Source organism: Gilvimarinus sp. DA14 (assembly GCF_024204685.1).
Lineage (GTDB): Bacteria > Pseudomonadota > Gammaproteobacteria > Pseudomonadales > Cellvibrionaceae > Gilvimarinus.
This window is the reverse complement of the sequence record NZ_CP100350.1, coordinates 2936163-2960899: the sequence shown is the minus strand read 5'-3', so window position 1 is coordinate 2960899 and position 24737 is coordinate 2936163. Positions and strand designations below refer to the sequence as shown.

General features: G+C 55.8%; 24 protein-coding genes and 1 tRNA gene. 10 read left to right on the top strand and 15 right to left on the bottom strand.

Features of this window, described 5'->3' with window-relative positions; all coding sequences use genetic code 11:
- Positions 1-11: 11 nt before the first annotated feature.
- From NHM04_RS12920 to bioB, 8 genes are all read right to left on the bottom strand, one after another.
- Positions 12-88: transfer RNA gene (locus NHM04_RS12920), tRNA-Met, on the bottom strand.
- A gap of 115 nt (positions 89-203) precedes the next feature.
- Positions 204-383 (bottom strand): DUF3094 family protein, encoded by a 180-nt coding sequence (locus tag NHM04_RS12915; protein ID WP_254264199.1) that lies wholly within the window; start codon positions 381-383, stop codon positions 204-206.
- A 143-nt stretch (positions 384-526) separates the two neighbouring features.
- Positions 527-1402 carry a putative metalloprotease CJM1_0395 family protein gene (locus NHM04_RS12910; RefSeq protein WP_254264198.1) on the bottom strand — a complete coding sequence of 292 codons (876 nt, stop codon included), beginning with the start codon at positions 1400-1402 and terminating at the stop codon, positions 527-529.
- A gap of 5 nt (positions 1403-1407) precedes the next feature.
- Positions 1408-1638, bottom strand: coding sequence for a flagellar basal body rod C-terminal domain-containing protein (locus tag NHM04_RS12905; RefSeq protein WP_254264197.1), 231 nt, complete (start codon positions 1636-1638; stop codon positions 1408-1410).
- Between the two features lie 113 nt (positions 1639-1751).
- Positions 1752-2438 carry a dethiobiotin synthase gene (gene bioD, locus NHM04_RS12900; RefSeq protein WP_254264196.1) on the bottom strand — a complete coding sequence of 229 codons (687 nt, stop codon included), beginning with the start codon at positions 2436-2438 and terminating at the stop codon, positions 1752-1754.
- Positions 2439-4004 (bottom strand): malonyl-ACP O-methyltransferase BioC, encoded by a 1566-nt coding sequence (gene bioC / locus NHM04_RS12895; protein ID WP_256526576.1) that lies wholly within the window; start codon positions 4002-4004, stop codon positions 2439-2441.
- Entirely contained in the window at positions 4004-5194 is a 1191-nt protein-coding gene (bioF, locus tag NHM04_RS12890; RefSeq protein WP_254264194.1) for an 8-amino-7-oxononanoate synthase, read from the bottom strand. Before bioF ends, bioC begins: the two co-directional genes overlap by 1 nt.
- Before the next feature lie 8 nt (positions 5195-5202).
- Positions 5203-6264, bottom strand: a complete 1062-nt coding sequence (bioB, locus tag NHM04_RS12885) for a biotin synthase BioB (protein ID WP_254264193.1) — start codon at positions 6262-6264, stop codon at positions 5203-5205.
- Between the two features lie 204 nt (positions 6265-6468).
- On the opposite strand from bioB, the gene NHM04_RS12880 reads away from it, so the two are divergent.
- From NHM04_RS12880 to NHM04_RS12865, 4 genes are all read left to right on the top strand, one after another.
- A complete protein-coding gene (locus NHM04_RS12880; protein ID WP_254264192.1) occupies positions 6469-7065 on the top strand; it encodes a ComF family protein in 597 nt (198 codons plus the stop codon).
- Positions 7066-7109: 44 nt separating this feature from the next.
- Positions 7110-8108, top strand: coding sequence for a serine/threonine protein kinase (locus tag NHM04_RS12875; protein ID WP_254264191.1), 999 nt, complete (start codon positions 7110-7112; stop codon positions 8106-8108).
- 111 nt (positions 8109-8219) lie between these two features.
- Positions 8220-9020 (top strand): serine O-acetyltransferase, encoded by an 801-nt coding sequence (cysE, locus tag NHM04_RS12870; RefSeq protein WP_254264190.1) that lies wholly within the window; start codon positions 8220-8222, stop codon positions 9018-9020.
- 74 nt (positions 9021-9094) lie between these two features.
- On the top strand, positions 9095-9910 hold the full coding sequence (locus NHM04_RS12865; protein WP_254264189.1) for a DUF1080 domain-containing protein: 816 nt from the start codon (positions 9095-9097) through the stop codon (positions 9908-9910).
- A 67-nt stretch (positions 9911-9977) separates the two neighbouring features.
- On the opposite strand, the gene NHM04_RS12860 is transcribed toward NHM04_RS12865, so the two are convergent.
- Entirely contained in the window at positions 9978-13502 is a 3525-nt protein-coding gene (locus NHM04_RS12860) for a HEAT repeat domain-containing protein (protein ID WP_254264188.1), read from the bottom strand.
- A 362-nt stretch (positions 13503-13864) separates the two neighbouring features.
- Here NHM04_RS12860 and NHM04_RS12855 point away from each other — a divergent pair, with 362 nt between their 5' ends.
- Entirely contained in the window at positions 13865-14224 is a 360-nt protein-coding gene (locus NHM04_RS12855) for a hypothetical protein (RefSeq protein WP_254264187.1), read from the top strand.
- Here NHM04_RS12855 and NHM04_RS12850 read toward each other — a convergent pair.
- The 3 genes from NHM04_RS12850 to NHM04_RS12840 form a co-directional block, all read right to left on the bottom strand.
- Entirely contained in the window at positions 14221-15189 is a 969-nt protein-coding gene (locus NHM04_RS12850) for a sugar phosphate isomerase/epimerase (RefSeq protein WP_254264186.1), read from the bottom strand. The genes NHM04_RS12855 and NHM04_RS12850 overlap by 4 nt on opposite strands.
- A gap of 72 nt (positions 15190-15261) precedes the next feature.
- Entirely contained in the window at positions 15262-15822 is a 561-nt protein-coding gene (locus NHM04_RS12845; RefSeq protein ID WP_254264185.1) for an HNH endonuclease, read from the bottom strand.
- 174 nt (positions 15823-15996) lie between these two features.
- Positions 15997-16632, bottom strand: coding sequence for a YigZ family protein (locus NHM04_RS12840; protein ID WP_254264184.1), 636 nt, complete (start codon positions 16630-16632; stop codon positions 15997-15999).
- Between NHM04_RS12840 and NHM04_RS12835 the strand changes: the two genes are divergently transcribed.
- The 3 genes from NHM04_RS12835 (at position 16631) to NHM04_RS12825 (ending at position 19628) form a co-directional block, all read left to right on the top strand.
- Positions 16631-16837 (top strand): hypothetical protein, encoded by a 207-nt coding sequence (locus tag NHM04_RS12835; RefSeq protein WP_254264183.1) that lies wholly within the window; start codon positions 16631-16633, stop codon positions 16835-16837. The genes NHM04_RS12840 and NHM04_RS12835 overlap by 2 nt on opposite strands.
- Before the next feature lie 71 nt (positions 16838-16908).
- Positions 16909-18177 carry a diaminobutyrate--2-oxoglutarate transaminase gene (gene ectB / locus NHM04_RS12830; RefSeq protein ID WP_254264182.1) on the top strand — a complete coding sequence of 423 codons (1269 nt, stop codon included), beginning with the start codon at positions 16909-16911 and terminating at the stop codon, positions 18175-18177.
- 80 nt (positions 18178-18257) lie between these two features.
- The gene (locus NHM04_RS12825) at positions 18258-19628 is read left to right on the top strand and encodes an aspartate kinase (protein ID WP_254264181.1); all 1371 of its coding nucleotides are present in this window, start codon (positions 18258-18260) and stop codon (positions 19626-19628) included.
- Here the strand turns inward: NHM04_RS12825 and NHM04_RS12820 are convergent.
- The 3 genes from NHM04_RS12820 to pomA all read right to left on the bottom strand — a co-directional run bounded on the left by NHM04_RS12820 (position 19613) and on the right by pomA (position 23401).
- The gene (locus NHM04_RS12820) at positions 19613-21010 is read right to left on the bottom strand and encodes an MFS transporter (protein WP_254264180.1); all 1398 of its coding nucleotides are present in this window, start codon (positions 21008-21010) and stop codon (positions 19613-19615) included. The two genes, NHM04_RS12825 and NHM04_RS12820, sit on opposite strands and share 16 nt — an antisense overlap.
- Before the next feature lie 627 nt (positions 21011-21637).
- Positions 21638-22624 carry a flagellar motor protein MotB gene (locus tag NHM04_RS12815; protein WP_254264179.1) on the bottom strand — a complete coding sequence of 329 codons (987 nt, stop codon included), beginning with the start codon at positions 22622-22624 and terminating at the stop codon, positions 21638-21640.
- A gap of 12 nt (positions 22625-22636) precedes the next feature.
- Entirely contained in the window at positions 22637-23401 is a 765-nt protein-coding gene (gene pomA, locus NHM04_RS12810; protein ID WP_254264178.1) for a flagellar motor protein PomA, read from the bottom strand.
- A gap of 181 nt (positions 23402-23582) precedes the next feature.
- Between pomA and NHM04_RS12805 the strand changes: the two genes are divergently transcribed.
- Positions 23583-23825 carry an exodeoxyribonuclease VII small subunit gene (locus NHM04_RS12805; RefSeq protein WP_254266638.1) on the top strand — a complete coding sequence of 81 codons (243 nt, stop codon included), beginning with the start codon at positions 23583-23585 and terminating at the stop codon, positions 23823-23825.
- Positions 23825-24709, top strand: a complete 885-nt coding sequence (locus NHM04_RS12800; RefSeq protein WP_254264177.1) for a polyprenyl synthetase family protein — start codon at positions 23825-23827, stop codon at positions 24707-24709. Before NHM04_RS12805 ends, NHM04_RS12800 begins: the two co-directional genes overlap by 1 nt.
- Positions 24710-24737: the final 28 nt, after the last annotated feature.

Here is a 24737-nt window from a genome sequence, read left to right as displayed (position 1 = left end):
ACTCCAGAAATTGGTAGCGGGGGCTGGATTCGAACCAACGACCTTCGGGTTATGAGCCCGACGAGCTACCAGGCTGCTCCACCCCGCATCCTCAACTCAGTTGTAAGTGTGTTCCCCCAACCGAGGTCGCGCATTATAGGGAGCCAATTTGGTGCGGTCAAGGCCGTTTTGCTATTTCTTTTTAATATATCTGGGTTATGTATTTATACAACGCCGTATTGCCAGGCAATCCAATAGCTAAGGCCACTCATGAGAGTCAACAGCCCAAGCAGGCAAGCGAACAGCGTCCAGACCTTAAAAGGTTTGCGCTCACTGCGATTACCTGGCTGCTGCAGGACTCTGTCAACGCGGGCTTGGTCTTCGGGGGTCAGCTTGCTGGGCATAGAGCTTCTCTTCGTATGGTAATTAATTTGGTTTTATTGAAATTAGAGTTACAACCATTCGTGCGATGAGATTACCAGCAAATAGAACGAAGAAAAATATCGGCCTGGGATGGAGGGAGCTCAGAAGCTTGAAGTTAAAAAACTCAGGCGCGCCAACTGACCGACGGAGCTGTGTTTAAAGGTGGCTCTATAACCCCTATTTCAATCAACCTGCGATTAATATCGATATTGCGCGCGCTAGTTTCAGCAAACTGCTGTGCCCGCTCATCGCGCTCTCGCTCGGCCTGCGCCGCATCGACGTCACTGCCATCAGTATCTGCCGTCCCCGCCTCCCGCTCACTGCGACTCTGCTCAGCCGCCTTTGCCTCGGCTTGTCGCTCTGCTCGCGCCTGAGCCGCTATCTCGGCCTGAGCCTGAATTTCCAGCTGTGCAGCTTGGGCCGCAACCCGACGATCCTGCGCAGATGGCTCGGCAGGCGCCGTCGCCGCACGCTGGATTTGCTGCGCCTTTTCTAAAGTAGCCTCAGGGTCATTAGGAATGGGGCTGGTATCGATACTAACCTCGCCAGCGGTCGCGTAATTAATGCCGTCTGGTCCACGGGTATATTCGTAGCGCGGCGCCCCGGCATACTGGCCCCCGACGGCGGCATGGGCTCGTTCGTGAGCGCGCACCTCGCGATCCCGCGCAGCAAGCTCACTGATTTGCTCGCGCTCGGCTTGCTCCTGAGCAGCAGTGCTTTTTTCAGCCTCGCGCTCGGCATCTTTATTAGCTTGAGGCGACTCGGCATCTAGCGCTGCAGAGCCGCGCTGCCCGCGGGTTCGCTCGCGTTCCTCTACCTCGGCGGGCCTATCCTCGGGTGAGCGGCGATTTTCCCCGCGCGCCGACGCTGCGCCCTCTTCCAGGGCTTTAAAGACGGTACTTTTGAGCTCTGTGTTTTCCTCACTCACAGCCTGCCGCCCCAGCGGCGCATAGGGCGCAACCGCATTGGCGTAATTTGAAGGCAGCGAGTTAGCGATCATGGGGATTAAGCCTTTATATCCAACAAGGTGCCAATGGTTTCACTAGCGGTCTCTAGCACCTTGGCGGAGCTGTCAAAAACTTGTTGGCTCTGCTGCATGTTCACCAGCGGCTCGACGATACTTTGCGAGGTATCACCAGCAGCCACCTGATTGATCTGCTCGGCGGATTTCACAATCTCCGCCCTGGAGCTGTGCAAGCCGATCAGACTTTGATTGACGATAGATCCCACATCCATAAGCGCCTCGGAAAATAAGTTACATATACTATTATTTTAGCGCCAAAATCGTTCAATAAACAACCAGAAACAACTACCAACCAGATTAACTGGGCGCAAAAAATCATTCTTTATTACTGCCGCTTCAATAACGGAGCCAAATCCAAATAGTCAGCGAGATCAGGGGGCTCGGTAGCGTGACAAAAAGGTACCACCCCCAGACAGGGCGCGGGTAATCGCGCTTTTAAACTGGAGATGTTCTCTGCACCGCTGCAGACATCTGGGTCAACAATGTTCGCCACCCAGCCCGCAAGCGGCAAACCGTCGCGCAGGATTGCCTCGCAGGTGAGCATCGCGTGGTTAATACACCCGAGCCGCACCCCCACCACTAATACCACGGGCAGCCCCAAACTGACGGCAAGATCGGCCAAGGTTTGGTCGTCATTGAGCGGTACTCGCCAACCGCCGGCCCCCTCTACCAAAGCAAACTCGGCGGCGGCCGCAAGTGTCTTCTCGGTGGCGTTTAACAACTCGCTCATCGACACCGTGTGCCCCAGCTGCTGGGCTGCAATATGAGGGGCAATCGGGGGCTGAAAAGCCACAGGGTTAATGGCGTCGTACTCCAGCGAGGGAGAACACTCACGCTGCAGGCGCAGGGCATCGTCGTTGCGCAGCCCATCACGGGTCAGCTCACAACCCGCCGAGACTGGCTTGACTGCAGCGGTGGTCATGCCACGCTGACGCGCGCGATACAGAAGTGCCGCAGCAATGCGGGTCTTACCCACATCCGTATCCGTACCTGTGACAAAAAATGCAGGCATTTAACCCCCTTTTCTCGCTGTGAGGTAACACACCTTATAGGTGGCGGGCAGGCCCTCGGCGGTGCGCATAGGCTCGTAGGCCTGCTCTAACGACTGCAATCTGCGCCGCCCGGTCAATCCGCGAGGTGCGCCAGCATTGATATTGTGGGCGCCAAGATCTTTTAACTCCCGCGCCAGTTGACGAACATTGTCGCTGTAGAGGGTTTCGCTATGAACTTCTAATTGAATATCAGTAAAGCCCGCCTGCGTCAGCGCCTGTTGAAGAAGCTCTACCGGCAGAAACCGATTGACGTGCACATAGCCATCCACCTGTTGCCATGCCGTCTGCAACTCCTGCAAGGTGCCGTGCCCCAGCGTTGCCAAATACAAGTGCCCGCCCGGAGCCAGCACCCGGTAAAGCTCGCGCGCAAGGCGTGTTAGATCCTCACACCACTGCACCGCCAGACTGGAGTAAATCAAATCAACGCTGGCATTCGCCAGCGGCATAGCTTCGAGGTCGGCGCAAAACCAGTTATCCGCGTAGGGGTGATGCTGGCGCGCGAAACTCAACATGCCCGAGGCTAAATCTAAAGCGGTTAGCTGAGAGGCTCCAGCGGCCTCGCGCAAGCCCTGCAAGAAATAGCCGGTGCCCGAGCCAGCATCCAGCACCCTACCAGCGGGCGCAGATATTTTTGCAAGTAGGCGCTCACCAACCAAGCGCTGCAGGCGTGCCGCTGACTCATAGCTGGAGGCCGCTTTGCTAAAAGAACGCGCCACCCGCCCCTTATCCAACTGTGAATCTGACTGCGCGCAAGCAGAGGCGACAAATTCAGCCACCCGTGCAGCCACCTGGCGGGGTTGATCCCAATGCAATGCGTGACCCGCGTCATCTATCAGGCAAGTCTTTTGCGCAGGGTTCAATTCAGCGGTAGCGTCACAAGCGCCCGCAGGCACTAGATGATCGCCTGCGGCAAACAGATGTAAGCCCGGTAGCTGTAGCTGCGCCAAGCTGGAGCGAAAATCGGTACCGGCCAAATAAGTTAAGGCTTGGGCCCAAACACTAACTCGCTCGCGCTCAGGCAGCACGGCAAGCCCGCGCAACTGCTTAGTCTGGCTGCGCTCGTCTGCGCCGCCCTGAGCCACCAGAGCACAAAAACGTTTTAGGCTTGTGGCGGGGTCGCCTTCAAACCCTGTATTAAATGCCCGATTAGTGGCCTTAGCCATAGCCGTTGGCCAGTCTTTGCGGGCAACAAAACAGGGGTTGGTGGCCAAGGTTATCAGTGACTGAACTCGCTCGGGATGGCAGCTGGCATATTCGATCGCCAGGGCACCGCCCAGCGACCAGCCCACAATATGAGCCCGCGACGGCAAGCTTGCGACCAAAGCGGTGATGATATCCGGCAGGTTAAAATTCTGCGCCGGGGATTGGCCAAAACCCGGCAGATCAATACACCAGACGTCCGCCAACTGACGCAGCGGCTCTACCATTGGCGCCATACTTCGATGATCAAATCCCCAGCCGTGTAGCAACACAACAGGCGCGCAGCCGCCTTCGACTAAAGCCCTGTGCTTGTGGCAAAAAAGCATCAGCGAGAGCCCCCTTGCAGCTCTTGATGCACCTGCGCCAGCGCTCGTAACAAACCGTCTACTTGAGCGTCGGAGTGAGCCGCCGTTAGGGTAACCCGCAAACGCGCGCTGCCCTCGGGCACGGTAGGCGGGCGAATCGCGCTCACCCAGAACCCCAATTGTCGTAGGGCACCGGAATAGGCCAGCGCGGCATCATCGCGACCAATAATGATGGGCTGTATGGCGGTGGGCGAATCCATCAATTGCAAGCCGAGGGCACTGGCACCGGCGCGAAAGCGCTCCACCAACTGCCGTAAATGTTGCCGTCGCCAGGGCTCGGATTTCATGATTCGCAAACTCTGACGAGACGCTGCCGCCACCGCAGGCGGGAGCGCTGTGGTGTAGATATAACTGCGCGCCAGCTGAATCAGGGTCTCAATCAACGCCTCGGAGCCGGCGACAAAGGCGCCAAAACTGCCCGCTGCTTTACCCAAAGTACCCATCAGCACCGGCACCTCATTTTGGCCCAGGCCGTAATGCTCTAGCACGCCTGCTCCTGTTGCCCCCAAGCAACCAAACCCGTGGGCGTCATCCACCATTAACCAGGCGTTGTGCTCCGCCACTAACTCCGCTTGTTGCACCAGCGGAGCGAGGTCGCCATCCATACTGAATACGCCGTCAACCACCACCAGTGTTTTCGCGGCTTTTGCCGCCGAGCGACTCAAGTGTTGGCGCAGCGAATTGAGATCATTGTGCTGAAAACGGCTAAACCTGGCACCACTGAGTAATCCAGCATCCAGCAATGAGGCGTGATTGAGACGATCCTCCAGCACCGCATCGCCCTTGCCCACCAACGCGTTTACAGCACCGAGATTGGCCATATAGCCTGTGGAAAACACCAGTGCACGCTCGCGTCCGCAAAACTCTGCCAGTTCACGCTCAAGTTGATGATGCTCGTCGCTGTGGCCGCACACCAGGTGGGATGCACCACTGCCGACACCCCACTGCGACGCCGCCTCAAGCATGGCGGCTCGCATATCCGGGTGATTGGCCAGGCCCAGGTAGTCGTTACTGCAAAAACTGGTGTAACTGGCGCCATCAACCACTAACTCAGGCCCCTGAGCCGAGGATATAGCAGGACGCGAGCGATAGCGGTGCTGCAGGCGGCGCTCTTGCAGCACCGCCTGCAGGTGATGTTCGAAGGGGTTCATGCTGTGGCTTATTGAGCCGCGTTATAGAAGAACTTGTCGTTGTGAGCCGCTTCGATGGAAGCGGCGATATCAGCCTCTACGGCATCGTCATCGCCATGCACATGACGCTCTTCGGGCTTAATACCCAGACGCGCAAACAGCTGCATATCTTTATTGGCTTCGGGGTTAGCAGTAGTGAGCAGCTTCTCGCCGTAAAAGATCGAGTTGGCTCCGGCAAAAAAGGCCATGGCCTGCATTTCGTCGCTCATCTCTTCGCGGCCCGCCGACAGGCGCACATGAGACTGCGGCATAATGATGCGCGCCACAGCAATGGTGCGAATAAAGTCGAGTGGATCCAGATCTGCCTCTTGCTCCAGCGGCGTGCCCTCTACCCGCACCAGCATGTTAATAGGTACAGACTCAGGGTGCTCCGGCATATTCGCTAATTGCTGCAGCAGACCGGCACGGTCACCGGCTTCTTCACCCATACCGACAATGCCACCGCAGCAGACTTTCATACCCGCCGAGCGCACATTGGCAAGAGTATCCAGACGATCCTGGTAGGTGCGGGTGGTAATGATTTCGCCGTAGTATTCGGGTGAAGTATCCAGGTTGTGGTTGTAATAATCGAGCCCAGCATCAGCCAGCTCGCGGGCTTGGTTTTCGTCCAGCATGCCCAGGGTCATGCAGGTTTCCAGCCCCAACGATTTAACCTCGCTTACCATTTTGGTGACATAGGGCATGTCTTTGCCGCGTGGCGAGCGCCAGGCCGCTCCCATACAAAAACGGCTAGCGCCATTGGCTTTTGCGGCGCGCGCCTCTTCAATCACTTTTTCCACCGCCATCAGCTTTTCTTTTTCCAGGCCGGTGTCATAGCGTGCACTTTGCGGGCAGTAGGCGCAGTCTTCGGGGCAAGCACCGGTTTTGATGGAACAGAGCGTACTTACCTGTACCTCGTTGGGATTAAAGTGCGCGCGGTGCACCGTTTGCGCCTGAAACAATAAGTCGTTAAACGGCAGTGCCAGCAGGTTTAAAATTTCCTGCCGCGACCAGTCGTGGCGTACGGCGGGAGCGGATACAGAAGCGTTCATAATCTTTCCATCGGGTCGGTTTGGTGCGCTCGCTCTGGCAACAGGCCGCGCAGCTGCTAATCTCGGTAAGTGGACATCATAAAGGCGGCGCTATCGCTGTCAACCTAAAAAAGGGAATTTGGTTAACAAGTGCTTATCTCGCAAATATGCCTGCTCTGCCGTCGCCCCAGCGGCGAACGTCTCTGTCCGTCTTGTGAGCTTCTTATGCGCCAGCTGCACACCCTGCCCGAGCACGCCTGCTGCCGTTGCGCCTTACCGCTGGATGGCGGCTCGCGATACTGCGGTCGCTGCCTGGCAGAGCCCCCGGCATTTAGCCATAGCCTGATTGCCTTCCATTACCAATTTCCGCTGGATTATCTAATCGGCCGGTTTAAGTTCGAGCGCTGTCTCACAAGCGCCCACTGGCTGGCGCTGCAGTTTCAACACCATTTGCGTCAGCACAAAGCAGCGGCCAACGCGATAGTGCCAGTTCCCATGCACTGGCGCAGCCTTGTCAAACGCGGATTTGATCAGACCCTGTGGCTGGCGCGCGCCGCCAGTAAAACCACCCATGTGCCCGTGCGCACTGATATTTTGCAGAAGATACGCCACTCGCCGGCGCTACATGGGCTGAGCCGCAAAGACCGGATGCTCGCCATTCGCGGTGCTTATCGCGCTGCCCCGGTTTCTGGATTACACCTGGCACTAGTGGACGACATTGTGACCACAACCACCACCTCTCGCACTTTGAGCAAGTTGCTGATCAGGGCCGGTGCCGCATCGGTACAAATTTGGGCTTTGGCGCGCACTCCCGAGCACTAAAGCCGTACAATGTCGCCCACAGTCATGCGGATGCAGAATGAGTTATGAGCGACACCTCGGAAACACCACAGCCCCACGCCTATCAAGCTTTAACGCCAGACCTGGTGATGGACGCCGTGGAGAGCCTGGGATACTGGTGCGACGCGCGGGTGTTCGCCCTCAATAGTTACGAGAACCGTGTCTATCAAGTAGGCATAGAAGATAAAAGCCCGCTGATCGCCAAGTTCTATCGCCCCGAGCGCTGGAGCGACGAGCAAATTCTGGAGGAGCACCAATTCTCACAGCAATTATTTGATTTGGGTGTGTCGGTTGTGCCGCCCTTGGCGCAGGATGGACAAACACTATTTAGCTATCACGGCTTTCGCTTTAGCCTCTATCCACGCCAGGGCGGTCACGCTCCCACGTTGGATAATTTTGACCACTTGCTCAGCCTGGGCCGGGCACTGGGGCGGATACATGCCCTGGGCAAAGCCAAACCATTTGCCCATCGCCCCGAGCTCAACACCGAAACCTTTGCCGCCCAGAGCTATGATTTTCTGCGCACCAACCAATTTATTCCCGAATCACTGCAGGCCGCATACGACAGCCTGGGGCAGGATTTAATTACTCGCTGCCGGGACATATTCGCCGATAACAATTACAGCAATATTCGCCTGCACGGCGACTGCCACCCAGGCAATATTCTCTGGCGCGACGATGTACCTCACTTTGTCGACTTTGACGATGCCCGCTCGGGCCCGGCGGTGCAAGATTTATGGATGCTGCTGTCCGGCGACCGCGCCCAGCAGACCGCGCAACTGGCGGAGATATTAGAGGGCTATCGCGAGTTCTGCGATTTTAACCCCGCCGAGCTGTTGCTGATTGAAGCGCTGCGCACCCTGCGCATCATGCATTACGCCGGCTGGCTGGCGAAGCGCTGGAGCGATCCCGCCTTTCCCCACAGCTTTCCCTGGTTTAACACCGAGCGCTACTGGGCCGAACATATACTGGAGTTGCGCGAACAGTTGGCGGCGCTCAATGAACCGGCGCTGGAAGTTTACTAAGGCTAAAGGCGCTTAACAGCTGCAGACAAATAAGTGTAAACAGGCCCCTACCGCCTCTGGAAATCTGTCCGCCCTGCCTCAATAATGGCATGAGTATTTAAAGGAGCCACTATGACCATTCAGCAGGCCGCTACCAGCGCCGACCCGGTATGGGAACAAATTCGTCAAAGCGCCACCGAACAAGCCGCCAAAGAGCCCATGCTGGCGAGTTTTCTGTACGCCACCATTCTCAACCACACCACCTTGGAAGACGCTCTTAGTTTCCACTTGGCCAATAAACTGGAAAGCCCCGCCCTGCCCGCCATTTCGGTGCGCGAAGTGATCGACGAGGCGCTGGCCGATGATGCCAGCATAGGTGCAGCCATGCGCGCGGATATTCAAGCGATTAACGAACGCGACTCGGCCTGCTGCTCGCTGACCACGCCGTTTTTATTCTTTAAAGGTTTTCACGCCCTGCAGGCCTACCGCATCGCCCACTGGCTGTGGGCACGCGAGCGCCGCGCCATGGCGCTGTTTCTGCAAAACCGTATCTCGGTGGTATTTGCCGTGGATATTCACCCAGCTGCCCGTATCGGCCGCGGCATTATGCTCGACCATGGCACAGGTATCGTGATTGGTGAAACAGCGGTGGTGGAAGACGATGTTTCAATCATGCAGGCAGTGACCTTGGGCGGCACCGGCAAAGAGAGTGGCGACCGCCATCCCAAGGTACGCAGTGGCGTACTGATCAGTGCCGGGGCGAAAATTCTCGGTAATATCGAAATTGGCCACTGCGCCAAGGTGGGAGCGGGCAGCGTGGTATTAAAACCCGTACCGCCGCGCACGACAGTTGCCGGTGTACCGGCTAAGGTCGTGGGCAGCGCCGACTGCGACCACCCATCACGGGCGATGAACCACACCATTGGGGAGTGAGCATCCAGCTCCCCAACCAAGCCGCTCTCGTGTATATTTGGCAACAATTTCACCAATAAAATAACGGAGCCGCTATGTCGCCACTCAAACCTCTCGCCCTTGTTTTTGCACTTAGTCCCGCCGCCGTGATAGCAGCCCCCGCCGATAGTGACTGGCAAGCGCTGTTTAACGGCAAAAATTTAGAAAACTGGGCGATTAAAATTCGTCACTCCAAGCTGGGCGAGAATACCCACAACACCTTCCGCGCCGAAGACGGTCTGCTAAAAGTGCGCTATGACCAATATCCGGATTTTAACGACGACTTCGGTCATATTTTTTACAAAGAACAGCCCTTTTCCTACTATCGCTTGCAGGTTGAGTACCGTTTTACCGGCCCTCAGGTGGATGGCGGCCCCGAGTGGGCCTGGCGCAACAACGGCATTATGTATCACGCTCAGGCACCCGAGACTATGGCCCTGGAGCAGGATTTTCCGCTGAGCATTGAGTACCAACTGCTGGGCGGTAAAGACACGGGCGAGCGCAGTACCGCCAACCTGTGTACCCCTGGCACCCATGTGGTAATGACCCCGGTGCTGCGCAAAGACCATTGCATTAATTCCAGCAGCCAAACCTACCCGGGCGATCAGTGGGTAACGGTAGAGCTGGAAGTGCACGGTCGCGAACTGGCGGTGCATAAGGTCAATGGCGAAGAAGTGATGCGCTATACGGATTTGCAAAAAGACGATGGTACTGCACTGGCAGGAGGTTATATCGCTTTGCAAGCAGAGTCGGCACCGATTGATTTTCGCAGCGTTAAGCTACTGAACCTGGAAGGCTGCATGGACAAGGATGCCAGCAATTACAAAGATTACCTGGTCAAACACAACGCCCAAAGCTGCCGCTACCCTTAACGCGGCCCACTTACTAGTACGCGTAAAAAAAAGAGCCGCAATTGCGGCTCTTTTTTATTGGCTCAGATTAATGGGATACCGCTTCGGTCTGCCCCCGCTGTAAATGCAGGTACTCAACCAAATCTCGCAATTGTCCTTTTTCCAGCATCAAGCCCATGGGCGGCATGCCTGAGGGCGAGAAGGTCTGTTCGGCAATATCGCTGCGGGCAATAGTGTGCTCTTTGCCGTCGCTGGATTTAACCGTGATACTGGCATCCGCTTCGGCGGCAAACATGCCCTCCACGACACTGCCATCTTTAAGCGTTACCGTGGTATTGCCAAAGCCAGGTGCAATGCGCGCGCCCGGATCGACCATCGCCTCCAGCAGCTGCTCACGGGTCAGGCGACTGCCAATATCGGTCAGCTCTGGCCCCACATGACTGCCGCGCGGGCCAATCACATGGCAGCGCACGCACTGAGCCGTGCTGTTGTAGCTAAACAGAGCAAAACCGCTGCGGGCATCGCCACCTTTAAGGGTTTCGGCGTATTTCTCGATCGGGTCAGCCGGATCCTTGCCTGCCTCGTACTCGGCCAACAGCTGGGTAAGATCTGGTTGCTCGGCCGCAGCCGCGGCGTTTACCAGCTCAAGCTTCACCTCGGGCACTATTTCTCCTGCGATTAACTTTTGCAGCTCAGTGGCCAGCACCTTGTAAGCTTCAGGATCTTTAATATTGGCCAGCGACTTATAGGCCGCCTGCTTTTCACCCACGGTTCCCTCGGCCAACAAAATGGTGTGCATATCCACCTTAGTTTCCACCGCAATACCCAGCTCGGGTACCAGCGCCAGAGCAGTCATACGTACACTCTCGTCTTTATCGTTGAGCGCGCCGTAAACCACTTTCTGCATGTCGCTGTAGCCCAACTGCTGCAAATTGTTCAGGGCCGTGGAGCGCACCTCGGCATCGGCATCGTTTTGTACCGAATCGACTAGGCGCTCGGCGGCATCGGCAAAGGCCAGTGTGCCCAGGGCATTGGCAGCAGCGGCCCGTACACTGGCTTGCTTATCTTGCAGCAGTGCCGGGTAAATATCCGCCAGCACCTCGCGGGCCACAGCAGCATCGCCTTCGCGCTCACCGCGGTAGCGACCGCTGACGCGGTCAAACACCGAGGGCGATTCCCAGTAGGTCAAAGCCTCCAGGGCCTCGGCGCGCAGCGCAGCCTCTGCCGAGGTGTCCGCGGCAAAAGTGGCCAAACGCTCTGCAGCGGCCTGATCGGCGACAAACGCATTAGCATTGATCACCCGGCGCAGCAGCTCTTCGTTATTGTAGGGCGTGCTGCCCAGCAGTTCAGCCAGGGGCTTGAGGGCACCGTCGATAAACAAGTCGTCGTTTATCAAACGCGCCGCCGCCGTCACTACATACTGGCTGTCGTCCTGTAAAAACTTGCTCAGCTCGGCGCTTTGCAAACGTCCCAGGGCCACCACAGCGGCAATACGCACAGCCTCAGACTCGTGCTCCGCCAATGCCGCCAGCGCCTCGCTATCGCCAATGCGCGCCAGCGCCGTTGCACCACCGTGACGCAGGTAAATGTCCTCGTCGTTGTTGGCTTGCAGCATCGCCACAATTGGCTGAACTGCGGATTTTAGCTGCAAACGACCCAAAGCTTGTGTGGCAAAAAAGCGCACCCGAGCCTGTTCATGCGTAAGATTCGCAACAAGCGCATCGGCACCACCGGCGAATTCGGCATCGCCCATAACCTTGGCGATCTGGGCACGAATTTCCGGATCTTCCTCTTCTAGCAAGTAAGCTGTCAGAGGCTCTGCGGCGGATGCGTCCCGACGGGCAAACTGGCCGATACCCCAGATGGCGTGAATCCGCGCCATCTGGTTATCACTATCCTTTAGGGTTTGCAGCAAGGTGGCCTGATCGTCGCGCGCCACCAACTCAAATTGCGCGCGCGAGCGCACCCGCATATCGGCGTGCCCCAGCAATGCGGCCACTGACTCAGCGCTTCGCTCGCTCAGGTCTTCCTGCAGCAAGGCTTTGGTTTCTTCACGCTGTGCCTGATCGGCGCCCTCGGGCGTGTCGATTTTCCAAATACGTCCCTTACCATTGCGCCCCCAACCTTCAATCCAGTCGCTGCCGTAAAGAGCGCCATCCGGACCAATGTCCAGCCCGGTAATTTGCGCGCCGCGCACAACTTTTTCATCGGCATCCAGCGCAAAACCGGCACCCTCTGGCTTGAGGGTAAAGGCATTGATACCCGAGCGCGGCGCATTGCCGGTGTACTCGACGATAAAGAAATGATCTTTCCAGCGCTCGCTCAAGCCTGTGCCCGGGTGGTACACCATGCCCGTTGGGCCGGCGTGATAGGGGGCAACCGGCGGCAGAATATGAGCCGCCTGAGATTCAAAGCGCGGCTTATAGAACTCCTCGTCCATCCACACTTTGTAGGTGTTGTTTTTCGGGTCTGTGTACTTGCCAAACTGCCAGTTGATACGCCAGCCCGAGTCAGACCCATCCACCAGATAAACTACGCGTTCGTATTCACCCGGGTGGTCGCCGTCGTTATCCACACTAATTAAATTGCCGTATTTATCAAAGACAAACTCGTGAGTGTTGCGCACGCCATAGGCAAAGACCTCAAAGTTACTGCCGTCCGGCTCACTGCGCACTACCACCCCACGGTTGGGGTGCGGATAATTATTACCGTCATTGTCGGTGATATTGGCGCCCACATCGCCGATACCGTAATAAATGCGACCGTCCGGCCCCATGGTGACGCCCGACATGCCGTGGCCACTAAAGCCGATATGCACACCAAAACCATCAGACAACTGCTGCTTTTCATCGGCGATACCGTCGCCATCGCTGTCTTTTACGCGCCAGGCGTTAGGCGCCACCGCCAGAAATAATTCTTTGAGCTCGTTGTGATAATAAATACCACCGAGCACATCGGTGACCTCGCTGTTAAAGTCCTCCAGGAAAGTCTGGGCGCGGTCGGCGCGGCCGTCGCCGCTGGTGTCGGACACCTGCAATACCTGCTCTTTCACTACCGCCAAATCTCGCCAGTCGTGAATGCCGTCTTTATTGCGATCGGGCACATCTTCGGCGGTGAGGTTTTTATCAGCGTTAAAGTAATCTTTTAAGAAGGCGCGGCGATCCTCCACATCTTGCATGGCCTGCGCCGGGGTCAACCAGTGCGGGTAGGGGCGAATGTCGAACTCTGAGTTATTGCTGCGATGGGTAATAGCCACCCAGGCGTTACCGTCGTAGTCCATGCTCAAAGCCACCGGATCGGCGAGCAGCTTTTCCGAGGCCCATAACGTCATATCCAGCCCCTCTGCCAGCTCAAGGCTGATTTGCGACTCCAGGCTTTCAGCCCGTTTGGCCGCCGCGGCATCGTCAATTTCAACCACATGCTGGGGCGCCAATGGCGCGCCTTTGGGGGTTTGCGGCTGCTGCTCGGTGGCAGTGCTGGAGGCAGCGGCAGCCACGCTCTCAGTGTCTGAGCCGTCGGGAGGCGAGCAAGCGGCAAGGGCTATTGCTAAAGACAGAGTGGAAAGACGCAGAGTACTAGGTGCCTTAAAGGTACCCGATTGTATATTGAACATAGGCTTCACATTATCGTTATGAGTGTGGTCTCCGGCGCGCCATGCAAATGGCCGCGCAGCTCTCGATCATAGCCCCCAAAGCCAGGGGCGCCAAGCTTCGGCAGTATAAGTCAGAGGGGTAAGCGCGCAAGTTAAGTAATGTTTGCAATTTTCAAGTCCGCCCCGTTTTGGACTACTCACCCGTGCACGGGCCCTGAAATGTTGCACAGATTTTAATCGGCTTAGGCAGGCACACCATTAGGAGCGGCATTCTCACGAGTTTTATTCAGATTAACTGGCTTGGCGAATATCTTGCAGTCAATTGCTGACCGTGGAGTTGTGTCTCTCTCACTTCAATGCCGTCACCAGTTAGGACTTTGCCTATGCAGTACAGCAAACCCATGATTGATCTAATTCTCGAGTTGCGCCGCCGGGTGCCTTCGCAATTGAAACCGGGCATCAAGCTCGCCAACCCCGAAGTACTTCAAGAGCTGGCGGATTTCTACCCCCACTGCAAAGAGACTGTAACCCGCGCGTTGATTAAAGAGCTTTTCCAGATGGCAGGCGATGACTGGATGGCCGAGCTTGAACCCAAAAGCGAAGCCAAACCGGAAAAGTCACACCAAGTAAAAGTCTACCGAGGTCAGGTGACGCTGACTGAGCGCCCAAACCCCGGCGAAGAAGAGGCGAAAAAAAAGGACAAGCCAGTGCGTATGTATCGCGGTCAGGTAGTCTACCGCTAGACGGCCGAATCCTGGGCCGACAGCTCGCTTCTAACTTTTTCCAACAGGCGTTTCGTTGCGCGTATGCCCTCATCGGCGGGCAACTCATGCCCCTCATATTCGATGCCCACATAACCCGAGTAGTGCGACGCTTTCACCAGCTCGAAAATGCGGCGGTAGTCAATATCCGGCTCATTGCCCTGCTCATCAAAGCGAAATGTTTTCGCACTGATGGCGCCGGCGTAGGGCATTAAATCGGCCACACCCTGGTAGATATCGTACTGTTTCACACAGGGGGAATCCCATAAATCACCGCTGGCGCGCTGATAGCAGAAATTACCAAAATCCGGCATAGAACCACAGTATGGCGAGTTAGCCTCCTGCAACACAGCGGCGAGTTTAGCGCCGTGGGATGAATAACCACCGTGATTTTCCACAAGGATTTTAATATCCATGGGCTTGGAGAACTCCGCCAACTCTAACAGGCTGTTTACCGACGCCTTATGCCAAGCCTCGGCACTGCCCACACCATGCAAGTTAACGCGAATACTGTGACAACCGAGCTGATGAGCAGCCTCTACCCATTTGTAGTGGTTTTCTACCGATTGCCTGCGTCGGGCCTCGTCCGAGGTGGATAAATCACCCTCGCCATCCACCATAATCAACAGACTTTTTACATTGTGATCAGAGGCGCGGCTTTTCAGCTCTTGCAAAAACTTTTTATCGCGCGCCTTATCCATAAAGAACTGATTAACGTACTCCACCGCACCTATATCAAAACTGGTGCGCGCCACTGCGGGGAAGTCCAGCGGGCTGAGAGAGCGATCAAAAAAGGCCTTATTCAGCGACCACTGCGCCAGCGAAATATCAAAGTCAAATGCGGGCTCAGTTTGCGCCCGAGGCAGGCCGGGCAAAACTCCGCACAAGGCACCCCCAGACACTACAGAGGCCGCACGTAAAAACCGACGGCGGGAAAAATCAGCCATAGAACACCTCAAGCGCCGGCCAATACCGGCGAGTTATTAATCAACCCGAGGATTTTAGCGGGAAAAGACAGGCTAATGCCAGATGCGGTTTTCCGAGAACTGCGGGCGCAGAAACTCCATTTGGTCGCCGCGGATACGATCTGAATTAATCAGCGCCAGATACTCCGCATTGTTGGGACAAAAAGGCAGAGCGAGAAGCTCCATATCTATATCCTGCAGCAGATGATTGCTTTTACGCTGATTACAACGCTTACAGGCACTGACCACGTTTTGCCACACGTCGCGTCCGCCCCGACTCACCGGGTGCACATGATCGCGGGACAACAAGTTGGAAACGAAGGAGTTACCGCAGTAAAGGCAAAGGTAATTGTCGCGGGCGAACAGTGCGCGGTTGGTAAGAGGGGGAATTTGACGGTAGCGGGCGATGCGGCGGCCGCCGCAGGCGATAATGGCGGGGAGGGTGATTTGGGAGCGCACCCCGCTACATCGAGCGTAGCCTCCAATGACTTTTCTCACCGGGCCGCCCAGGCTCCAGGCAACTAAGTCCCTTGCGTACAAACAAACGGCATCCTGCCAATGCAGCCATTCTATTGGCTGCCCGGCTATATTGAGCCGTAGTATTCGCTCTTCCATCAACACCTCCCGTGGCGGCAAACTGCGTTTGCTACTGGTAAAGCGTGGTATCGCACAGTTTTTATGTGCTTAGCGAACCGGTTATTTTCAACTTGGCCGCGATTTGTCTGCTAGTACTTTGTCTGCTAACTGTGACGATAATATGTCAAATGTACCGTCTTTTTACCTAATCTCCTACTCTTTTTCTCTAGCTTTTTCTTCTGGCCTGGTCAGCATCGCTGCACCCGCACTTAAATCGGCCAGCGCAGAATCCAGCTGGGCGTAGACATCCTCGGGCACATCACAGTGCAAATACACCTTTTCGGTATAGTGAGCGTCAATCTGCGTAATGTCCCGCTCGGCCAGAAAGTGACGTACCTTTTGCTCCAGCGCAAAGGGGATGGCGATAGTAACACTGCATGTGGGCACCAGCGTTTGCCACTGTGCCAAATCGAGCGCACCGGACACCGCCGCACTGTACGCCCGCACGAGGCCGCCGGCACCTAACTTCACCCCGCCAAAAATACGCACCACAACGGCCAGACAATCACCCGCTTCGCGGTGCTGCAAGACATTGAGCATCGGCTTGCCCGCCGTGCCCGAGGGCTCACCGTCGTCACTAAACGCCAAGGTTTTCGGCTGCGCTGCCGCACCGATAATATAAGCCCAACAGTAATGGTTCGCCCCCGGCTGTGCATTTTTAATTTTCGCAAGCTCCGCCATGGCTTCTTCACGAGACGATACCGGCAGCAATATGGCGTGGAAAACACTGCGCTTTTCGACATGCTCGAAGGCCGCAGGGGCAGCCAGCACAGAATAAGATTGACTCATGAAAGCTCCTCAATTGCAGCGCAAATCTTACCAAATCCGGATCGCAAATTCGTGTTTGCAGCCTGCTCTTGCTATGATAAAAACCATTGAACATCTTCAGGTGGCGCTTGCGGCGCAGTACCGGCAAGATCGCCCCTCTGTCAACAGCGTACTGAGCCAAGCCAGCGACCGCTGCGTAATCAATCGTTTAATCGGCGTTCTCTAACAGCGCCAAGCAGATCAAACATCAACGCTGTAACCTGATTTACAGCTAATTTCATCGGGAGAAAGACAAGCATGAGAATTTTTGAAGAAATGGAATCGGAAGTTCGCGGCTATGTACGCTCATTTCCAACGGTATTTGATGTAGCCAAAGGCTCGGAGCTGTTTGACGAAAACGGCACCCGCTATATCGATTTTTTTGCCGGTGCCGGGGTTCTCAACTACGGCCACAACCACCCGATGATCAGCGAAGCGCTAATCGAGCACCTCCAGCGCGACGGCATCGTCCACGGTCTGGATAAAGCCACCATCGCCAAGCGCGCCTTTCTGCAGAAATTTCGCGATACCATTTTGGCGCCACGCAACCTGCAATATAAAGTTCAGTTCACTGGCCCCACCGGTACCAATGCCGTAGAAACCGCGCTTAAGCTGGCCCGTATGGTAAAGCAGCGCTCGAACGTAATTGCTTTTACCAATGGCTATCACGGCTTAACCATGGGCGCGCTGGCGGCTACAGGTAACTACTTTTACAAAGACGAATCCTACGGCAGCCGCAGCAATACAGCGTTTATGCCCTTTGACGGCTTTCTCGGCGAAGATGTCGATACCATCGACTATTTGCGCAAATTCCTCTCCGACGGTAGCAGCGGGATTGACCTGCCCGCGGCAATCATTGTGGAAACAGTGCAAGGCGAAGGCGGCGTAAATGTTGCGCGTATTGAATGGCTGAAAAAGCTCGAGCAACTGTGCCGCGAATTCGACATTCTGTTAATTATCGACGACATCCAGGTGGGCAATGGCCGCACTGGTACCTTTTTCAGCTTTGAGCGCGCCGGAATCCATCCCGACATGGTCACCCTGTCAAAATCCATTGGTGGCGGTCTGCCAATGGCGCTGCTGCTCATGCGTCCCGAGCTTGACCAGTGGCAACCAGGCGAGCATACCGGCACCTTCCGAGGCAATAACTTGGCCTTTGTTGCCGCCACCCAGGCTCTGAGCTTTTGGGATAACGATGATCTCGCCACAGCGGTGACTCACAAGGGCGAGTTCATTCAGAAAGGGCTGCAGAAAATTGCTGATGAATTTCCGCAGTTCAACCCTAAGGTACGTGGCCTGGGCATGATCTGGGGGCTGGAAATGACACCGGGAGTGGCCTCGGAAACTTCCGCGGAAGCTTTCCAACGCGGCCTAATCATCGAAACCTCAGGTGCTGACGATCAAGTGCTGAAGTTTTTGCCCTCACTGTTAATTGAAGAAGAGCTGGTCACTGAAGGGTTGGAGATTATTCGTGATTCGCTGCAGGCTTTGGCCGATAAACGCGAAAAAATGATGACCGGTGCCTAACCACCCCTACGCAAGTCGCGCCAGTGCGGCTTGCGTCTCCCATCCTCTCTTTTAAAACTTATTACGGACAGCCAGCAGCCATGTCAGATATTATTATCAGCAAATTCGGCGGAAGCTCTGTGGCCGACGCCAAACAGATCGCTAAAGTTACCGACATTGTAAAAAGCGACAAAAAGCGTCGCGTAATCGTGGTCTCCGGACCGGGCCGCAGCCACAAAAATGAAGAGAAAGTCACCGACCACCTGATTAACATTGCCACCAAAGGCATTCACTTTTACAACCAGCGCCAGGGCATTTCTGCCGACGATAGCCGCCAGGCCGTAATCGATAAGTTCACCGCGATTATGCGCGAGCTGAAAATCGAGGCGCCAGAAATTATTAAGTCACTAAAACAAGATTTAAATACCGACTTAGGTGGCGACAAGCGTGTCGCGTTTCTCGCCTCGCGCGGTGAGCATTACAACGCCCGCATTATCGCCGCCTATTTAGAAAAGTGCGGTCTTAAAGCGAAGGCGCAATTGCCAGAAGACATTGGTTTTTTGGTCAGTGATAACTATTTGGCAGCGCGCACGTTGGACCAAGCCTACGATAACGTGCAGTGCCTGCAAGAGTACGACGGCATTTCAGTGATGCCCGGTTTTTACGGCGTTACCGAAGACGGTAATATCGCGGTTTTCTCCCGTGGCGGCTCCGACTTAACCGGCGGTGAAATTGCCTACGCCCTAGACGCCGATACTTACGAAAACTGGACCGACGTTAACGGCGTGTACGAAGCGGACCCGCGCATTATCAAAGAGGCTCGAGCCATTCCCAGGCTGACGTTTAAAGAAATTCGCTTGCTCTCTAGCAAAGGCTTTAACGTCTTCCATCTCGACGCCATGCTGAAGTGCCGAGATCGAAAAATACCCATTAATATTCGCAACACCAACTCCCCCAAAGAGCCTGGCACCCTCATTCTCAATGAGCGGGTACCTGAAGAGGGCGTGGTAGGAATCGCCAGGCTGGACAATATGTCTTACATTCATATTGAAAAAGACATGTTGGGCGAAGAAGTCGGCTTTACTGCTTCACTGCTGCAGATTTTTCACGACTTTGGCATTAATACCTATCACTACCCCACAGACAAAGACGATATTGCCGTGCTGGTAAGCAAAGATGACTTGCTCGGCAGCATTAACGATTTGCGCCGGGTGATAGAGAAACGTCTTAAGCCGGACAACATGCGGGTCGTGTACAACCTGTCCATCATCACGCCAGTGGGACTGGGGTTAAATCGCAACACCTACCCGATTATCGAAGCCTTGAGCGCGCTGGGTGATGCGCATATTCCCATCGATTTAATCGACCAGAGCCCGTCGCAGATCTGCTTTCATGTAGGAGTGCCACAAACCGTCGCCGACGAGGCCACGCGGATTTTGTACAACATTCTTATTGGTCAGGCTTCGGGCTGATAAGTGCGGCCGCGCAGTAGCGAGATCACTGTGGCGGCCGTTAAAAACCCCAGCGCCAAATTCAGTGCCCCGTGGAAGGTTGCCAGCAATGCGTCCGAGACCCCGGCGTCCAGAGGCTGATCCCCCAAGTGCCAGTACACCAATAAATTCACCAGGCTCATGCCCACCAGGTTCCCCGTCACCCGCGCGAGATTTAGCGTAGCGGCCGCCACTCCCACCTCGTCGGCGCGCGCCGAGTGCATCACCACATGATTGTTGGGGCTGGAGAAAAATCCAAACCCCAGCCCCACCAACACTAGCGCCAGGCTGATTGCGGTGCGGCTGGTATCGGCATCCAGCCGACTCAACCAGAAAAATCCTGCCAGTGTGCAGGCGCAACCCGCCGTGGCGAGAAACCGCGCGGGAAAATAATCCGACAGCTTGCCGGCGAGTGGCGCCACACAGGCCATTGCCAGGGCCTGAGACAAAAGCACGTGACCCGCCTGTGAGGCACTGAAATCGCGTACGTATTGCAGGTAAAGGCTAAGCATAAAGCCAAGCGGGTAGCTGGAGGCGTACATAAACGAGGCCGTCAGCAGTGACATGGAAAACAGTCGCGATTCGCGAAACATCTGTACCCGTATGAGCGGGTTTTGCGCGCGGGCCTGCATACGGATAAAACCGAACAACAAAACGAAGGAGAGCAACAACGAGGCAATACTCAGCGGCTCGGGCAGGCCCGTTAAGCCCACGACCAAAGCCAGCGCCCACAGTGCAAACAGCAAGGCACCGCGCCAATCAAACCTGTCTACCGTCTCTGAGCGCCACTCCCCGCTGATACGCCACTGCAACAGCAGCAGGACAACCACCACCAGTGGCAGAGGAAGTAAAAACACATAGCGCCACCCCAAGGCTTCAGTGACCCAGCCCCCCAACGCCGGCGCAAGGGTTAAGCCGAGATACACGCAGGCGGCGTTTAGACCCAGCGGTAAACCTCGTTTGTGCGGCGGAAACACCGAAATCAGCAAGGCCATACTGGTGGCAAACATCATTGCCGAGCCCAGGCCCTGCACAAACCGCATCACCAATACCCAGTGCACAGACTCAGCAAAGCTGGCGCCAATGCCTGCCAGCGCGTTAAGGCAAATCCCCCACTGAAATACCCGCTTGCGGCCGAATAGATCGGCCAGCTTGCCCGCCGGCAACATAAACACAATATTTGCCAGTAGTACCGTGGTTGGAATCCAGCTGACCAGTACCGCGTTGGCATTGAGCTCCGCCGCCAGGGCCGGGATTGCCACATTCACCGATGCCATTCCTAAAGGGGCGATAAACGCCCCCATACAAATGACCATGAGCAATAGCCAGGCGGAGGATGTTATCTGCTTAGGTTTTGAGGTCATTAAACGCCCAATTCAGATGAAGAACAGTAGGGAGCCTCTGATTAAGTCCCCAGGGGTCTCTGCGCAAGTCAAAACGTTCAATCCTTTGCCGGAAAATGCTCCTGCCTTTCCGGCATTCGGGCAATCCCTTGCCCTTGGCGCGCTTCGCAGGCAATGGCCATAGTCCTTGACAAGAAGTGCAAGCCTTTCGCGTCCTGCTCACGGCCCTTACCTACATCCGTGTAGGCAACACAGCGGGTGGACGTTTTGGCCGCGCTCTTCGGGGCTTACAGAGGCCACTGATGACTTAATCAGAGGCTCCCTAGAGCACAAAAAAGCCGAGCCTGGGACGGGCTCGGCTTTTATTGTTGCTTTGCGACTATTAAAACATACCTGACGCAGAACAAGATGAATAAGCGGGTAAAGTGCATGACCAAAATAAGGAAACCCCGCAACAAGGGGGCCTGTTGCGGGGTTTACAGGATGGAGTCAAACCGTGACTCTTAGCGGCAAGATCCTTCTGTTCCGTGCCCCATATCCCTATGAATTTCTCCATTGAGGATATTATGCGCCCAAGCTGGCGACAAAAATAGCGGCGGATGTCACAGTTCGCTGTAAGACATTTCCTACAAAGTAGCCTAACTGGCGTTAAAACACCTCTTCTGGCTCTAAGTCGAAGAGATATTCGGGGGCCACGTCCAACTGACGAATGATATCGTCACCCTCATTTTTTAACAGCTCCAAATCTTCGGCCTCTAGCTCACTGCCAAGCCCCTGGCGAATCACAATTTCCACCCGGCGGTTACGCGCGCGATTAAAGGCCGAGTCGTTTGCCACCAACGGCCGCGTAGCGGCGTAACCGGCCACCTCGAAGCGCTCGGGTGCCAGATAGCCGCCGCGCATTAGCTGCTGCGCGACAGACGAAGCGCGCATTGCGGATAAATCCCAGTTAGAGCGAAAACGGTCAGAGCGAATCGGTATGTTGTCGGTGTGCCCCTGCACGGCGATATGCCCGGGCTTTAGCATCAGCACCGCGCGAATTTCATCGATTACATCGTAATAATCTGGCGCCAAAGTGGCCGAGCCGGATTCAAACGAGCCTTTCTCGCGAATACGGATAATAATCTGCCGCCCCTTGGTCTCAATTTCGATATCGCCACTGGCGATTCTGTCTTTGAGCTTATCAGCCAGCTCGGTGGCATCCTGTCGGGTCTGCTCTACCAGCTCTTCGACAATACGCTGCAAGCGCTCTTGCGCACTTTGATCCATATCCGGCTCGCCGCGCTCAATGTCGTATTCCTGGGAATCACGCACTTCAAGGCTCATCTCGGTGATGTCTTCGGTGCGCTGAAAAATCACATTTACCGGGGTGGGCTCGGGCTTACCCGGGCTAAACTCCTGCGCGATAATACTGGTGCCCTTGGGGATCTCGTTGACATTGACCTTCGCCTGAACCCCAAACGCCTGAGCCAAAGAGCCGGCCAGGCGGCGAAACTTCATCGCGTCCATTTCCGAAAACGACAACAAGAGCACAAAAAAGCACATCAACAATGCCATCAAGTCGGCAAAGGTCGCCATCCAGGCCGGTAGGCCGGGCGGGCATTCGCAATCTTTTTCTTCGTCATCTGCACTCATGGGTTGGGCCTGTTAACCTGCAGCATCGGCGGCGTCGCGCTTGCGCTCGGGCAAATAGGTGCGCAGTACCGTGTCAATTACCCTGGGGTTCTGGCCGTTTTGAATCGCCAGCAGGCCGTCAATAATCATGCTTTTTATCATGAATTCTTCGCCGGCACGCAACTTGAGCTTATCGGCAATGGGCAAAAACACTGCGTTAGCGAGCATGGCACCGTAAAGCGTTGTCAGCAGCGCAACCGCCATCGCGGGGCCAATGGCCTTGGGATCGTCCATATTGGCCAACATAGCGACCAGACCGATCAAGGTGCCAATCATTCCCATGGCGGGAGCCACATCGCCAAGCGATGCAAATATTGATGCGCCGCTGTTATGACGGCGCTCGGCCAGCGAGCGGTCTTTGGAGAGCATGGTGCGCACGACATCCGGATCATGGCCATCCACCAAAAGCTGAATGCCCTTTTGCAAAAAACCATTGCTGACTTCCTTGCCTTCCAGTGACAGCAAGCCACCCTTGCGCGCGGCATCCGCCAGATCGACAATTTCATCAATCATATCCAGCGGATCGTCGAGCTTATTCACAAAGCTCTTGCCCGCCACTTTAAAGGCGCTGAGAAACTGTCCCAGACCAAACTTGGCCATCACGGCAAAAACACTGCCACCCACCACAATGACCAGCGAGGGAGCATTGACAAACATACCGATTTCGCCGGACATAAACATGGAGGCGACAATCAGACCCAGGGCCCCCAAAAGCCCGATAAGCGTTGCTAAATCCACCCGTTACTCCTTCTTCTCGGCGCAGAGCCCTTAATTAATGCACTATTCTAGTCGGATTCCGCCAGGGGCTGTAAATCTGTCAGTGGCAAACCGTATAATGGCGCCCATAAAAGTGCGTATCTGCCAAGTCTATCGGCAGCTGGGCGCAAAGCTGAACCAACAACCGATACACAGGCCACCAATGCCCGCAAAGAAAAAAGCCCCAGATCTGGAATCTTCACTGACCGAGCTTGAAGCTCTGGTAGCGCGCATGGAAAGCGGCGAACTTACCCTGGAGGAATCTCTGCAGGCGTTTGAGCAAGGCATCAAGTTAACCCGCGAATGCCAGCAGCGACTCACCCAGGCCGAACAGCAGGTGCAAACCCTGATCGAGGAAAACGGTCAGCCGGTGTTACAGGATTTTGATCCCACAGACGACGCCTGATGAGCAGTTTTCGCCAATACGCCGACGGCCTGCGCCCGCGCATTGAACAGGCCTTGACCAAAGTCATTCCCACCACGGCCAACAGCCAGCTGGGGGAAGCCATGGGTTATGCCCTTGCCGGCGGCGGCAAACGTATTCGCCCACTGCTGGTGTTTGCCAGCTATGAAGCTCTAAAGGGCCATACCGAGTCTGCGGCGCTAGACAGTGTGGCCTGCGCGATTGAGGCGATACACGCCTACAGCCTGATCCACGACGACCTGCCCGCCATGGACGACGACGATCTGCGCCGGGGCAAGCCAACCTGTCATATTGCCTATGACGAAGCACTTGCCATTCTGGCGGGTGACGCACTGCAGACCCTGGCCTTCGAGCTGCTGGCCCATGAGACCTCGATAAGCGCACCGGTGCGGATCAGCTTAATTAAAAGCCTGAGCACCGCTGCGGGCAGCCAAGGGATGGTGCTGGGGCAGGCGATTGACCTAGCGGCGGTGGCTAACACTCTGAACCTGCAACAGCTGGAGCATATGCACCGCTGCAAAACCGGCGCACTGGTTAACGCCAGCGTTACCATGGGCGCCCAGGTGGCCGAGGCAGATACACAAACCCTTAAAGCGCTGCACACTTTTAGTACGGCGGTAGGGCTGGCCTTCCAGGTACAGGACGATATTCTCGACGTCACCGCCGACACCAAAACTCTAGGCAAAACCCAGGGCGCCGACGCGGCCAAAAACAAACCCACCTATGTCTCCCTGCTGGGCCTTGATGCCGCCCGGCAACACGCCCACCGCCTGCTGGATGAAGCGCTAACCGCCATCTCTCCCCTGCCCGGCAATACTGCGCCACTGCAGTCGATTGCCCAATATGTGGTTGAGCGAGAGCGCTAGTGGTGCCTACAATGGCCCCTCGCTGAAA